Below are 14,007 nucleotides of genomic sequence, written 5' to 3'. Positions count from 1 at the left end.
GCACTGAATAGCCAGGAAAGGAAGATACAAGCATGCGCGCAGTCCTAACCCGCGTATCCGAAGCAGCCGTCACCGTTGCGGGCGAGACCGTCGGCGCCATCGACTGCCCTGAGACGGGTGGGCTTTTAGCCCTCGTCGGTGTCTCCCGAGAGGATTTAGCCGATTGGAAACCGCGTGCAGAAAAGATGGCCCGCAAGATAGCGGAGCTGCGCATCCTAGACGGTGAAGTATCGGTTGCCGATGCCGGAGCCCCAGTCTTGGTGGTCAGTCAGTTCACGCTGTATGGCCGCACCGCCAAAGGGAGGCGCCCATCATGGGCCGATGCGGCCCCGGGAGAAGAGGCCGAGCCGGTCATCGAGTACATCATCGAGCGACTCCGCGAGCGTAATATCGCGGTCGAATCAGGCCAATTCGGGGCTATGATGCGCGTATCGTCCGTCAACGAGGGGCCCTTCACGGTTTTGGTCGAGACCTAATTTCTTCTCCCGCATTTTCTCTTTATCCGGCGCCTACCTGCACGAGTGCCCGCCCACGCCCGCGGCTATCTATGAGCCAGATCGCACAACCGCCCACTTTGTTCAACAATGCATATCTCTGGGTGCCGCGCAAGCTTTTTTAGAGTGATAATTAACCTACTCAAAATGTAATAATTTATTATCAAACAGCATTACCGTGGGCTTATACTTAACGTGTAACGAAGCGAATGGGCTGGATACAAGCTGAAAGATTAATTTCAGGCCCTTGCCCGCGCACGCTGGTGAGAGAAAATATTTTCTCACTCCAGGGTGACAGGAGCCCTCAAGCTTCGGTCAACCCCATGCAGAGGAGGAAAGAAAATGTCCCACAAGCTCTTGCGCCACGGACAAGTCGAGCACCCGGAACACGACGCGCAGATTCCGGAACAACTACCCGCAGAAGAAAAGCCACCCGCTGACGGCATAGAGACCCCCTTTGCGGGGCAAGAAGGCGCCCCAGCGTGGAATAAGGAAGACACCGTATGGATGCTCTCCCTATTCGGCACCGCCATTGGTGCCGGCGTGCTCTTCCTTCCCATCAACGCGGGCATCGGCGGCATCATCCCGCTTCTTATCATGACCGTCGTCGCCTTGCCGATGACCTATTGGGCCCACCGCGGCATGACCCGCCTGGTCCTCTCCAGCTCAAAGCCAGACGGCGATCTCACCGACGTCGTGGAGGAACACTTCGGCGTTAAAGCCGGCGTGTTGATGAATATCCTCTACTTCCTCTCCGTCTACCCCATCCTGTTGGTGTACTCGGTAACCATCACCAACACGGTGAACTCCTTCCTGGAACACCAGCTAGGTATCACCCCTCCAGATCGCTGGCTTACCTCGCTTGTCCTCGTAGGCGGCCTCATCCTCGTTGTGCGCATGGGCAAAAACGTGGTCGTCCACGTCATGTCCTACTTGGTCTACCCGTTCATCGGCATCTTGGTGCTGCTCTCGCTGTACCTCATCCCCAAGTGGAATACCGCACTCTTTGACAGCTTCGACCTCAGCGTCGCACGCGAAGCCTCTGGACACAGCATGGGCATTACCTTGATGCTCTTGGTCCCAGTCATGGTCTTTTCCTTCAACCACTCGCCCATGATTTCTTCCTTCGCCGTCGACCGCCGCCAGACCTACGGCAAGTACGCGGAATACAAGTCCCGCAAGATCTTGCTCCGCGCGGAAATCCTCATGGTCGTCGTCGTGATGTTCTTCGTCTTCTCCTGCGCGCTGAGCCTATCGCCTGCGGATATGGCCGAGGCCAAGGAACAAAACATCACCATCTTGTCTTACCTGGCCAACCACTTTGACAACCCCGTCATCCAGTGGATTGCCCCCATCATCGCCATGATTGCCGTAGCCAAGTCCTTCTTGGGCCACTACTTGGGCGCTGCAGAAGGCTTCGAAGGCCTCCTTGTCAAAGGCAGCAAGAATGCTAATAAAGATGATGCAGAATCCAGCCACAAGCTCGACACCATCACGCTCGTCTTCATGCTGGTTACCGCATGGCTCGTTGCCTGGGCGGATCCTTCCATCCTCGGCATGATTGAGACCCTATGCGGCCCGACCATCGCCATCATGCTGTTCCTTATCCCGATGGTCGCCATCCACAAGGTCCCAGCGCTCGCCCGCTTCAAGGGCAAGGCCTCCAACTACTTCGTCTTCATCATGGGCCTCGTTGCCCTCGCCACCATCATCTACTCCATCGTGCAGGCTTTCTAAGCAGCACCCGCTTCTCAGGATTTTCCAGGAGAAAACCATGTTCATCAGCATCTTCGATATGTTCAAGATTGGTATCGGCCCCTCAAGCTCACACACGCTTGGGCCAATGAAAGCCGGCAAGGCCTTCGTCGATGAGCTCAAAGAAAAAGGCCTCATGGATAAGGTCACCCGCGTCCAGGCTAACGTCTACGGCTCCCTGTCCTTGACTGGTGTGGGCCACTCCACCGATAAGGCCATCCTGTTGGGCCTGGCCGGCGAAGAACCAGAAAGCGTCGATATCGACGGCATCTCCGCCTTCATGAAAGAGGTCAACCAGAGCGAAACGCTCCTGCTCGGTGGCACGCACACGGTGAGCTTCCCCAAGGACGGCGGCTTTTACTTCCACGATGAATACCTCCCCATGCACGAAAACGGCATGTGCCTTATCGCCTTTGCCGGCGAGGAAGACATCCTGCACAAGACCTACTACTCGGTAGGCGGCGGGTTCATCGTCAAGCAAGAAGACTTCGCCATGCGCGGCCAAGATACCGTCGACGTTCCATTCGCTTATTCCAGCGCGGAAGAACTACTGGCGCTGTGCGAAACCAATAATATGACGCTGCCGGAGCTCGGTCGGGCCAACGAACGGGCGCTGCACAGCGACGAGGACATCGACGAGCACCTGCGCAAGGTCCGCGATGTCATGTACACCGGCATCAAGCGCGGCTCCACCACCGATGGCCCGCTCCCCGGTGCCCTGCTCGTACCGCGCCGCGCCGCCGCCCTGAAGCGCAGGCTGGAACAATCCGACCCGCACGATGGCCTCAACATTTTGAGCTGGGTGAATATGTTTGCCCTGGCCATTTCGGAGGAAAATGCCGCGTGTGGCCGCGTCGTCACCGCACCCACCAACGGCGCATGCGGCGTCGTGCCTGCGGTGCTGGCCTATTTCGATGAATTCGTCGAGCCGGTTACCCCGAGCATGTTCGCGGATTATATCTTCGCCTGCAACCACATCGCCGCGCTCTACAAGATGAATGCCTCCATTTCCGGTGCGGAAGTAGGCTGCCAAGGAGAAATCGGCGTCGCTTGTTCCATGGCCGCGGCCGGGTTGGCCCAACTGATGGGGGCAACGCCGGAACAGGTCTGCGTGGCGGCCGAAATCGGCATGGAACACAAATTGGGCCTGACCTGTGACCCGGTCCTCGGCCAGGTGCAAGTCCCTTGCATCGAGCGCAATGCCGTAGCGGCGGTAGACGCCATCACCAGCGCACGCATGGCCCTGGACCGCGAAAGCAAGCCGTGTGTCAGCCTCGATGAGGTCATCTGGACTATGTACAACACCGGCAAGGATATCAACGCCAAGTACAGGGAAACCTCACAAGGCGGCCTCGCCCTTGCCGTCCACCCACCTATCCCGGTATGTGGTTAATGCCGGCAACCTAGGCTCCGGAAAGAGCGCCCTAAAAGGAGGCGAGTACTTGGGCACGGCCGGGTACTCGCCTCCTTTGTCGTTACTTTGTGGTACCTTATCAATAATCTGACAGGAATTATAAGGACATGCTTCAGCTGATGAATCTTTCTAGCAGCCATGCCCCCGAAGAAAACTTCCTCGAGCAGTACATACCACTCGTCGATTTCCTCGGTCAGGCCATGGGCCCCAACACCGAAATCGTGCTCCATGATCTCGATGTACCCGATAAATCCATCATCGCCATTGCCAATGGGCACATTTCCGGCCGCGAACTAGGCGGCCCGGTCACAGACTTTGCGCTCTGGTTCATGAAACAGGGCGACGCCGCGGCCGTTCCTATGATGACGGGGTACCGCGCGGTCAATAGCGAGGGAAAAGTCTGCCGCTCCTCGAGCTATTTCCTGCGCGATGCCACCGGCCATATGCGCGGCATGCTTTGCATCAATGTGGAATTATCCGAGCTTATCCAGATCCGCGATGCGGCTAACGCGTTGATAGGCGGTACCGAGCCGGCCATCGATAAGGCGAAGGCCTTCGGCGGCTACCCCGGCACCACCGCACCGCAGCGCACTCCCGCCCCGGAAGCACCCGCGCAGAAAAAGCCGGAGGCACCTTACAGCGAATCGCTGCGCTCCAACGTCGAGCATCTCTTGGACTCCATGCTGGATTCCGCGATTTCTACGCACTCCACCCCGGTCGAGTCGATGCAGCGCCACGAACGGCTAGAGGTCATCGCTTCCCTCGAGGATGCTGGCTTCTTCCTCCTCAAAGGCGGCATCGCCGCGGCGGCCACCCGGCTCGGCGTATCTGAACCCACGGTCTATCGCTACCTCGTACAGGTCCGCGGCTAAGACTACCCCGCCACGTGGATGTAGCATTTTTACTGCATTCACGTGGCGCATGCGCTTGCCGACGCCCCCAAAAAGGTGGGGCACACCGCCCGGCACGTCGCTGTTTTAAACATTTCAGGATGGGTGGGAACTAAATGCGTCCTCACACCGTTGTACTTTTTGAAACAGGCGACAATTTCAGGAGGCTGAAAAGATGACGAATCCATCTGCCAACACCGCCAATGGCACTTCGACTGCCACTACTGATGAAGAACAGGAAGTAGACCGCGGGTCTCGCCGCAATCAAACCAATGACAATCCCTCCGCGGACTTGGTACGCGTCTACCTCAACGGAATCGGTAAGACCGACCTGCTCAGTGCCGAGGACGAGGTTGAACTCGCGCAAACCATCGAGGTAGGCCTGTACGCAGAATACAAGCTCAATAATGCAGAGAAGCTGACGCGCGCAGAAAAGCGCGACCTGAAGATCTTGGCCCGCGAAGGCAAGAAGGCCCGCTCCCACCTGCTGGAGGCAAACCTTCGCCTCGTAGTCTCCCTGGCCAAGCGTTACACCGGCCGCGGAATGCCGCTATTGGACCTCATCCAAGAGGGAAACCTGGGCCTCATCCGCGCCATGGAAAAGTTCGATTACGCCAAGGGCTTTAAGTTCTCCACCTACGCCACGTGGTGGATCCGTCAGGCCATTACCCGCGGCATGGCCGACCAATCGCGCACCATCCGCCTGCCAGTCCACCTGGTGGAACAGGTGAATAAGCTTTCCCGCATCAAGCGTGAGATGTATCAGTCCTTGGGCCGCGAGGCGACCAATGAGGAGCTGTCTGAAGAATCCGGCATCGATGAGAACAAGATCGAGATGCTGCTGCGCCAGTCCCGCGATCCCGTCTCGCTCGATATGCCCGTCGGCACCGATGAGGAAGCCCCATTGGGTGACTTCATCGAGGATGCTGAGGCCACCGATGCTGAGACCGCCGTCGTGGCCTCCATGCGCCACTCCGATATCCGCGGCGTCATCGACACCCTAGAAAAGCGCGAGCAGGACGTCATTCGCCTGCGCTACGGCTTGGATGACGGCGTGCCACGCACCCTTGACCAGATTGGTCGCCGGTTCGGGCTCTCCCGCGAACGCGTACGCCAAATCGAGCGTGAGGTCATGGCAAAGTTGCGCGATGGCAACCGCGCCGACCGCCTGCGCGAGTACGCGCTATAGAACTTTTCGCCTCCTGAACCTTATTTAATCGCGACCTCGACTGTGCCGCCGAGAAATTTCCCAGTGCGCTTTCGAGGTCGCGTTCTCTATGCAAGCGGCGAGCGAAAACTCGTCTCCTTAAAATCTCTCCAGCAAACTTAGGGCGACTTAAGCTAGTCTGGATACAGAATGTAAAAAGCGCTGTCTGCTTTGCGCACGGCACGCATTACTGTTTTCAAAGAAAGGGATGCCCACGTGAGGGACCTCGTTGATACTACTGAGATGTACCTTCGAACCATTTATGAATTGGAAGAAGAAGGCATCACTCCCCTGCGCGCCCGGATTGCGGAACGCCTAGAGCAATCCGGACCTACCGTATCCCAAACCGTTGCTCGCATGGAGCGCGATGGCCTCCTCCACGTTCGTTCGGACAGGAGCTTGGATCTAACCGAAAAGGGACGCGAACTGGCTACGGCAGTGATGCGCAAGCACCGACTCGCGGAGCGTTTGCTTACTGATGTCCTCGGACTCGATATCAGCAAGGTCCACGATGAGGCCTGCCGCTGGGAGCACGTGATGAGCGAGGAGGTGGAAAAGCGCATGGTATCGGTCCTCGATGACCCCAGCCGCTCGCCTTTTGGCAACCCCATTCCGGCGCTGGCAGAACTGGGCTTCCAGGTCCCCGAGCCATCGATCGGGACGAGGGCTATCGATCTCCCCGATGGCGAAGAGAAGTCCGCCAAGATTATCCAGATTAACGAGATCTTGCAGGTGGATGAGGCCACCTTCCGGGAACTCGCAGAGGCTGGCATCCGCATCGGTACCGAGGTCACCGTGGTCAATAATGGCGGCACGATTTCGCTTACCACTCCCTCGGGTAAGGTCATCACCTTGGCAGATGATCTCGCACACGCCGTGCGCGTGGAGGTCTAGGCCATGAAGCTTTTGGTTACCGGCGGTGCTGGCTATGTCGGAAGCGTGTGTTCCGCAGTCCTCGTTGAGCAAGGCCACGACGTCACCATTATCGATAACTTTTCTACGGGCAATAGGGATGCCGTGCCGCCCTCGGCCCGCGTGGTAGAAGGCGATGTGGCCGACAAAGCCGCAGAGGTACTGGGTGAGGGTGGCTTCGAGGGCGTCCTCCACTTCGCCGCCCGCTCGCTCGTCGGTGAATCCGTGGAAAAGCCGGACGAATATTGGCAGCACAACGTCGTAACCACGTTGCGCTTGCTCAACGCCATGCGCGATAACGATGTCAAAAGCCTCGTCTTTTCTTCCACCGCAGCCACCTACGGCGAACCGGAGCAGGTCCCTATTACTGAGGACATGCCGACCCAGCCCACGAACCCCTATGGCGCTAGCAAATTGGCTATCGACTACATGATTACCTCTTTTGCACAGGCCTTTGGGCTCGCGGCAACGTCCCTGCGCTATTTCAACGTCGCTGGCGCCTACGGCTCTATCGGCGAAAACCGCGAGATTGAAACCCACCTCATCCCCATTGTCCTGCAGGTTGCTCTGGGGCACCGCGATAAGATTTTCATGTTTGGCACGGATTGGGATACCCCGGATGGAACGCCGGTGCGCGACTACATCCACATCCGCGATCTTGCCGATGCCCACGTGCTTGCCCTCCACAGCAATGCCCCTGGCACCCACCGGATCTATAACTTGGGTTCCGGGGAGGGATACTCCGTCAAGCAGGTCATCGAGATGTGCCGGAAAGTCACCGGCCACGAGATCCCGGCGGAGATCGCCCCGCGCCGTGCCGGAGACCCAGCCACGCTGATTGCCTCCTCAGATAAGATCAAGCGGGAGCTGGACTGGAATCCCCAGCGCACCGACCTGGAAACCATCGTGACCGACGCGTGGAATTTCACGCGCCAGCTGGGCGATCGGGCGCATTCGGCGCGGCGCTAAAGCGCGGGGCTACACAAAGCCATCGGCATCAATACCTGCTGCCTCCCGCGCCGCGTCACAACCGCGGCTCAGGCTGGTAATGAGGCGTTCTCCCATTCCGCTGCGATAGGCCTGGGCGATGAGCTGGCTTAAATTGTGCCCCGGTGCCTCATCGATGGCGACGGTAAGCGCCGGGCCGGCATAGAGCCCGAATTTCTGCGCCACCTGGGTCGCGGCAAATAGCGCCAGCGCGTTAAAGCGGATGGTGCCGCCAAAGGTGCGCGCCGTGGCGAGGAGCAAGGTACCGGCCGCGTGCGGGGATTCGACGAGGTCCCGGATGACCAAGTCGCGCATCCACGTCGTCGACATCCACATCGCTCCCACGCAGAGTAATTCTTCGTTGTCTAGGGTCTCTTCCAGCGTCTCTACCTCGCTTAATACATACTGCACATCCGCGATGAGGTGTTGGACCACCCGCGTTGGATCCGTTGTGCCGTAGCCGTGGCCGGCGCGCATCTGCCGCGACAATTCCTCAGCGCAGCGCTGCATGGACCCGATTTCTTCGTGCCCGAAGTAAGGGTTGTGCGGGGCGAATTGTTGGACAAGCTCGTCGCGGGAAAGCTCCGGCAAGGTGCCGTTTTCTACGCAGGCGCGCATAGAGGAACTGGTGGAAATAGCGGGAATGGTTCCCTCAGTCCACGCCTGCATAGGGCCCTTGCCATTTCCGGTGCTAAAGCCAAAGACGAGGTCGTAGGCGGTGGACGTTGCAATTTCTTCTACCAGCCAGCAGGCATCGATTCCGGTGCCCTCGTCATCTTCGAAGTGGTAGAGCGATTCGATCATCTCCCAGAGCTCTACTTCCTCGCGCTGGGAAATGATAAAGCCTAGGACTACTTCCGGGTTGCCGCAGTGAAAGGCGCTCATGATTTCTGGCAGGGCGGCGGGGACATCGGACAAGTCTATGCGCGCGACAGGACCCATGGTGCGGCCTGCTGGGGTTGGTTCGATGGAGATGAGCACGATGGACTCTGCTGGGAAGAATCCGAGGATTCCTGGAATATTGGCAAGGATATCGCCGGGTGTACGGATGGGCTGTAGTGGTGTTGTGATCTTCATGGCTTCTAGCTTCGGGGCCCGCGGCAACTGCCGAAAGCCCAGCGCGGGCAGAGGGCCGAAATCTGTGGATAAGGTGGGTGGAAGGGGGCATCGGCAAGCAGTTATGCACAGGCCCGCCGCACCGGCCCTAGCGCCGGTTGCCTCGTTAGGGCATAATGGGTTATTTAACTACTCCGCGAACACTGAACTGAGTGCGTGTGGGAATAGTGCGGTCCTGGCGGTCGTTGATCTAGATTAAGAGACCAAGGAGGTAACACATCATGCACGAAGAAGAGCGCAGCATGTACGAATTGGAGTACCCCGCTCCGGTGGTCAAGGACAATTCCGGTGAAGGAAAAGGCCCCACCATGATTGTTGCCATGCACGGCTATGCCGATGCGGGCCAGGCCGTTGAGTCGAGCGCCGATCACCTCAAGGCCGCGCTGGAAAACCGCCAGCTAGCCTCCTTTAACTCTGATGAGCTCATCGATTATCGCTCCCGCCGCCCCGCCGTCACCATCGATAATGACCGGGCACTCGAGGTAGAACCCATGGATTTGGGCTTGAAGGTGCTCCGGGATAATTCCGGCAAGTCCTTCCTCCTTCTGTCTGGCCCCGAGCCGGATATGCGCTGGGACGCATTTACCACGGCGGTGGTCAAGCTGGTGGAGAAATTCGATATTGAAGACACCATCATGCTCTACGCTGCGCCGATGCCCGTACCGCACACCCGCCCCACCGTGGTCACCGCGCACGGTACTGCCTCCCGCCTGACGGACAGCATGGTCAAGATGGATTCGACCATGATGGTTCCGGGCGCCGCGGCGCTCTATATAGAAAAGGCCCTAGCGGATAAGGGCCGGACGGTGGCGGGCTATACCGCGCACGTGCCGCACTACTTGGCCGCGTCCCCCTACCCGCAGGCGACCCTGGAGCTCCTTGGCTCTGTGGCTAAGGCCGCCCAACTCAATATCCCGCTGGGCAGCATCGAGGCGGATATTTCCCGCGTCGAGGGCCAGCTGGATGAGCAGGTCAATGGCTCCGAAGAGATTGAGGGCGTGGTCCAGCAATTGGAGCAGCAGTACGATGCCTTCATGGAACGCTACCGCCAGGAGCACCCGCAAGCCATCATGCCGGGCGAGGAAGCCGTGCCCAGCGCTGAGGAAATCAGCGAAGAATTCGAAGCCTTCCTCGCCTCGCTCGATGAAGACGATAGCGAGGAGATTATTCACACGGATATCGATGACCGCGAAGACTCTGCCAACGATGACGATGACAGAGACTTAGGCGACGATATCTAACGAACCCGCCCCCATCGCCGCTAAGGTGGTGGGGGTGAACTTATCTCAACAGCTGCCAGATTTAACGGAAGTCCCCGAGTCCCTCATCGATGAGGCCATTTGGGATACTTTTAACTCGTGGACCACCAGCAAGGGAATCAATCTATATCCCGCGCAGGAGGAGGCCTTGCTCGGTATCCTGGCCAGAGATAACGTTATCCTCGCGACCCCAACGGGTTCGGGAAAGTCCATGGTGGCCAACGCCGCCCACTTCATCGCCCTCGCCCGCCGGCAGCGGAGCTTTTATACCGCGCCCATTAAGGCGCTGGTAAGCGAGAAGTTCTTTGCGCTGTGTGAAATCTTCGGCGCGGAGAACGTGGGCATGATGACTGGCGATGCCACCGTAAACGGCAACGCCCCCATCATCGCCGCCACCGCCGAGATCGTTGCGAATATCGCGCTTCGCGATGGCGCCGAGGCCAACATCGACCAGGTGGTGATGGATGAATTCCACTACTACTCCGATCCTGATCGCGGCTGGGCATGGCAGGTGCCGCTCCTAGAACTGCCCAAGGCGCAATTCCTCTTAATGTCGGCCACGCTAGGTGATACCGACTGGCTGCAGGAAGATCTCACCCGCCGCACAGGGCGCGAGACCAATCTGGTGGCTGGGTCCACCCGCCCGGTGCCGCTGGATTTCTCGTATGTTTTTAGCGCGGTGCACGAAACCATCGAAGAGCTACTCGCTCATAATAAGGCGCCCATTTACGTTGTGCACTTTTCCCAGCGCGAGGCCGCCGAACGGGCCCAAGCCCTGACCTCGCTGTCTGGCATCATTAGCAAAGAGGAAAAGGAAAACATCGCTGAAGAAATCGGCGGGTTCCGCTTTACCACTGCCTTTGGCAAAGACCTCTCAAAGTTGCTTCGCAAGGGCATTGGCATCCACCACGCGGGAATGCTGCCCAAGTACCGGCGGCTTGTGGAGCGCCTCGCGCAACGCGGCCTTCTCAAGGTCATTTGCGGTACCGATACCCTGGGAGTGGGCATCAATGTGCCCATCCGCACCGTATTGATGACCGGCCTGGCCAAATTTGATGGGCAACGCCAGCGCATCTTGAAATCCCGCGAATTCCACCAGATTGCGGGGCGCGCTGGGCGTGCGGGCTACGACACGGAAGGCACCGTCGTCGTCGAGGCCCCCGAACATGAGATTGAAAATGCCAAGGCCCGCAGGCGCATTGGCGATGACCCGAAGCGGCTCAAGAAGCTTAAGAAAAAGTCCGCACGCGAGGGCGAAGTCTCTTGGTCCGAGAAGACCTTTGCGCGGCTGACGGAAGCAGAACCAGAGCAGTTGACCTCGCAATTCCGGGTCTCGAGTTCGATGCTGCTCAATGTCTTAGCCCGCCACGGCGATGGTTATGCGCATATGCGCCACCTCTTGCGCGATAATCACGATCCCCGCAGCAAGCAGAATAAAGATATCCTCACCGCCCTCGACCTCTTCCGTGGATTGGTGGATTCCGGGGTGGTCCAAAAATCCACCAAGGGGCTGGATATCTACGGCCGCCCCTACCACCTCGTGCGGGAGTTGCCGCGCGACTTTGCCCTGAACCAGCCCCTCGGCCCCTTTGCCTTGGCCGCGCTCTCCCTGTTGGACCCGGAGGCGGAAAGCTATCACCTTGATGTGATCTCGGTCTTTGAGGCGATCCTCGATGATCCCCGGCAGGTGCTGCAGGCCCAGCAGAAGAAGCGGCGCGGGGAGGAAATTGCCGCCCTCAAGGCGGACGGGGTGGACTACACCGACCGCATGAATATCGTGGAGGATATTACCTGGCCCAAGCCCCTAGAGGAGCTGCTCGAGCAGGCCTACGATACCTTTGCGGAGACCAATGCGTGGGTGAAGGAATTCGAGCTGCGGCCCAAATCCGTGGTGCGCGACATGGTGGAAAACGCCATGACCTTCTCAGACTTGGTGGCCACTTACGGCTTAGCCCGGTCTGAGGGCGTTATTCTCCGCTACCTCACCGATGCCTGGCGCACCCTCAAACAGTCCATCCCCGATGAATATACGACGCCCCAAATTGAAGACATCATTATCTGGTTGGGCGAGCTTATCCGCCAGGTGGATTCCTCGCTTGTCGATGAATGGGCGCAGATGGTCGGCGAGGACTCCCCCATCGATCAAGATACGCTCGACCGCGAGCTGGCCTTCGGCGTCGAAGATCCTACTGCGCTTACCGCTAACCGACGCGCCTTTGGCATCATGGTGCGCAATTACATGTTCCGCCTCGCGCAACTCTTCGCGCTGGAGGAAGAAGACCGCCTGGCCGAGGTATTGGATTATCTGGACGAGGTCCCCGATTTTGGCGCCGTCTTGGATGACTACTTTGACGAATACGACGATATTGATACCGGCCCTGAGGCGCGCGGCCCGGAGTACTTCCGGTTGGAAGAATCCAGCTCCCGCAGCTGGCCCGTGCGGCAAATTATCAAGGACCCGGCAGGAGATCGCGCCTATCAATTCGTCGCCACGGTCGATCTGGATGCCTCCGATGAAGCCGGTGAAGTCCGCCTGTCGGAGTTGCGCGTCGAGTATTAATCACACGCGGGTTAGCTAAAACGATAAAAGCCACCCCCCTGCGCTGCACCCGGAATCCTATGGGAAACCGAAAGCAGCGCGCGGGGGTGGCTTATTCTCAAGGCTAATTAAGCAGCGCTTTTAGCGTGCAGCCTCAATCTGGACGGCCTGTGCGACTGCCTGAATGACAGAAGCAACCTTGATGGCCTCCCAGACCTGCTCCTTGGTCGCGCCAGCATCGTTGATCTTCTGGGTGTGGGCGCCCAAGCAGTGCTCACAGCCGTTGATAGCGGACACGGCGATATTCCACAGCTCGAAGTTAGCGTCTTCCACGCCCGGCTTGGAGATGAAGTTCATCCGCAGGCCGAACTTAACCTGTGCGTAGTCATCGCCCAACCAGCTCTTGGCGCGGTAGGCAACGTTGTTCATTGCCATCACGGTGGCAGCGCCGTAAGCGGCGTTGATGGCTTCCTCAGAGAGGTGCTCTTGCGCCTCTTCCGCGATTTCAGAAATCACGGTGTCATTGCGGGTAGCTGCCGCCGAGGCCAGCAGGGTGCCCCACAGCTGCTCTTCATCCAGCTCGGTGGTGCGGGTCAACGCGCCGAGGTTGAGCTTCTGATCCTTGGCGTACTCAGGCAGTGCTGACTTCAAGTTCTCGATAGACACAGTCTTTCTCCTTCTCAATCTTTTCTCAGTAACTTAAATTGCAAGTCGGGTGCGGGCCCTCCCCGCCTCATGGGGCGGGGACAGCGCTCACGCGTAACTAATGCTTAAAGCTGGGACTGAACGACGTCCATCTTGTCGATGTTCTTCGTTGGGTCATTCTTCTCCCAGTTGCAGGCGCAGACCTCTTCGGACTGCAGTGCGTCGAGGACGCGCAGGACCTCGTCAACGTTACGGCCCACAGCGTCCGGGGTAACGGAGACGAACTGGATGACACCATCTGGGTCGATGATGAAGGTTGCGCGGTCAGCAACGCCGTCAGCGTTTTCTACGCCCAGTGCGCGAATCAGGTCGTGGCGCACGTCGGAGAACATCGGGAACGGAACGTCCTTCAGGTCCGGGTGGGTTGCGCGCCAGTTGAAGTGAGCGAACTCGTTATCGGTGGAGCCGCCCAGCACCTGGGTGTCGCGGTCCTGGAACTCTTCGTCCAGCTTGCCAAAGGCAGCGATCTCGGTCGGGCACACGAAGGTGAAGTCCTTGGGGTAGAAGAAGACGACCTTCCACTTGCCCTCGTACTTGTCCAGAGAAACCTGCTCGAAGTAGTCCTCTGGCTGGCTAGCGTTAACGTTGTGCAGGTCGCCGCCGGTTAGGGCGGTGAGGTCGAATTCTGGGAACTTTTCGCCAACGGTCATGATAGGCATGTTCTTCAACTCCTTCTTAAAAGGGTAATCTTTTTTAAGTTTCCGACAGTCCTGTGCCAAGGACCACGGG

The 14,007-nt window shown here is 58.6% G+C and carries 12 protein-coding genes; 9 read left to right on the top strand and 3 right to left on the bottom strand.

Features of this window, described 5'->3' with window-relative positions:
• Nucleotides 1-32: 32 nt before the first annotated feature.
• From dtd to galE, 7 genes are all read left to right on the top strand, one after another.
• Nucleotides 33-476 (top strand): D-aminoacyl-tRNA deacylase, encoded by a 444-nt coding sequence (dtd, locus tag QP970_RS00910; protein WP_126319197.1) that lies wholly within the window; start codon nt 33-35, stop codon nt 474-476.
• Between the two features lie 360 nt (nt 477-836).
• Nucleotides 837-2,231 (top strand): SLC5/6 family protein, encoded by a 1,395-nt coding sequence (locus QP970_RS00905; protein ID WP_284771464.1) that lies wholly within the window; start codon nt 837-839, stop codon nt 2,229-2,231.
• Nucleotides 2,232-2,268: 37 nt separating this feature from the next.
• Complete coding sequence (locus QP970_RS00900) at nt 2,269-3,642, top strand: L-serine ammonia-lyase (RefSeq protein ID WP_284771463.1); 1,374 nt, start codon at nt 2,269-2,271, stop codon at nt 3,640-3,642.
• Between the two features lie 128 nt (nt 3,643-3,770).
• Nucleotides 3,771-4,535 (top strand): helix-turn-helix transcriptional regulator, encoded by a 765-nt coding sequence (locus QP970_RS00895; RefSeq protein WP_023022681.1) that lies wholly within the window; start codon nt 3,771-3,773, stop codon nt 4,533-4,535.
• 193 nt (nt 4,536-4,728) lie between these two features.
• A complete protein-coding gene (locus tag QP970_RS00890; protein ID WP_005278926.1) occupies nt 4,729-5,742 on the top strand; it encodes a sigma-70 family RNA polymerase sigma factor in 1,014 nt (337 codons plus the stop codon).
• 234 nt (nt 5,743-5,976) lie between these two features.
• Complete coding sequence (locus tag QP970_RS00885) at nt 5,977-6,654, top strand: metal-dependent transcriptional regulator (protein WP_023017369.1); 678 nt, start codon at nt 5,977-5,979, stop codon at nt 6,652-6,654.
• Nucleotides 6,655-6,657: 3 nt separating this feature from the next.
• Nucleotides 6,658-7,641: a UDP-glucose 4-epimerase GalE gene (gene galE, locus QP970_RS00880; RefSeq protein WP_284771462.1), complete on the top strand. Its 984-nt coding sequence runs from the start codon at nt 6,658-6,660 to the stop codon at nt 7,639-7,641.
• A gap of 9 nt (nt 7,642-7,650) precedes the next feature.
• Here galE and QP970_RS00875 read toward each other — a convergent pair whose 3' ends face one another.
• Nucleotides 7,651-8,736, bottom strand: coding sequence for a DUF4192 domain-containing protein (locus QP970_RS00875; RefSeq protein WP_284771461.1), 1,086 nt, complete (start codon nt 8,734-8,736; stop codon nt 7,651-7,653).
• A gap of 260 nt (nt 8,737-8,996) precedes the next feature.
• Between QP970_RS00875 and QP970_RS00870 the strand changes: the two genes are divergently transcribed.
• On the top strand, nt 8,997-10,016 hold the full coding sequence (locus QP970_RS00870) for a PAC2 family protein (protein WP_284869390.1): 1,020 nt from the start codon (nt 8,997-8,999) through the stop codon (nt 10,014-10,016).
• Between the two features lie 34 nt (nt 10,017-10,050).
• Nucleotides 10,051-12,594, top strand: coding sequence for a DEAD/DEAH box helicase (locus tag QP970_RS00865; RefSeq protein WP_284869389.1), 2,544 nt, complete (start codon nt 10,051-10,053; stop codon nt 12,592-12,594).
• A 120-nt stretch (nt 12,595-12,714) separates the two neighbouring features.
• Here the strand turns inward: QP970_RS00865 and ahpD are convergent, their stop codons facing one another.
• Nucleotides 12,715-13,239 (bottom strand): alkylhydroperoxidase, AhpD family, encoded by a 525-nt coding sequence (gene ahpD, locus QP970_RS00860; RefSeq protein ID WP_239269837.1) that lies wholly within the window; start codon nt 13,237-13,239, stop codon nt 12,715-12,717.
• Between the two features lie 104 nt (nt 13,240-13,343).
• Nucleotides 13,344-13,937, bottom strand: coding sequence for a peroxiredoxin (locus QP970_RS00855; RefSeq protein ID WP_023017366.1), 594 nt, complete (start codon nt 13,935-13,937; stop codon nt 13,344-13,346).
• Nucleotides 13,938-14,007 lie beyond the last annotated feature (70 nt).

The organism is Corynebacterium sp. MSK073 (assembly GCF_030232085.1).
Classification (GTDB): Bacteria; Actinomycetota; Actinomycetes; order Mycobacteriales; family Mycobacteriaceae; genus Corynebacterium.
The sequence above is the reverse complement of the archived record's forward strand: the minus strand, read 5'-3'. Positions and strand labels throughout refer to the sequence as shown.

Coding starts and splice junctions, on each gene's coding strand:
- dtd (WP_126319197.1), top strand. CDS start 33: ATGCGCGCAGTCCTAACCCGCGTATCCGAAGCAGCCGTCACCGTTGCG.
- QP970_RS00905 (WP_284771464.1), top strand. CDS start 837: ATGTCCCACAAGCTCTTGCGCCACGGACAAGTCGAGCACCCGGAACAC.
- QP970_RS00900 (WP_284771463.1), top strand. CDS start 2,269: ATGTTCATCAGCATCTTCGATATGTTCAAGATTGGTATCGGCCCCTCA.
- QP970_RS00895 (WP_023022681.1), top strand. CDS start 3,771: ATGCTTCAGCTGATGAATCTTTCTAGCAGCCATGCCCCCGAAGAAAAC.
- QP970_RS00890 (WP_005278926.1), top strand. CDS start 4,729: ATGACGAATCCATCTGCCAACACCGCCAATGGCACTTCGACTGCCACT.
- galE (WP_284771462.1), top strand. CDS start 6,658: ATGAAGCTTTTGGTTACCGGCGGTGCTGGCTATGTCGGAAGCGTGTGT.
- QP970_RS00875 (WP_284771461.1), bottom strand. CDS start 8,736: ATGAAGATCACAACACCACTACAGCCCATCCGTACACCCGGCGATATC.
- QP970_RS00870 (WP_284869390.1), top strand. CDS start 8,997: ATGCACGAAGAAGAGCGCAGCATGTACGAATTGGAGTACCCCGCTCCG.
- QP970_RS00855 (WP_023017366.1), bottom strand. CDS start 13,937: ATGCCTATCATGACCGTTGGCGAAAAGTTCCCAGAATTCGACCTCACC.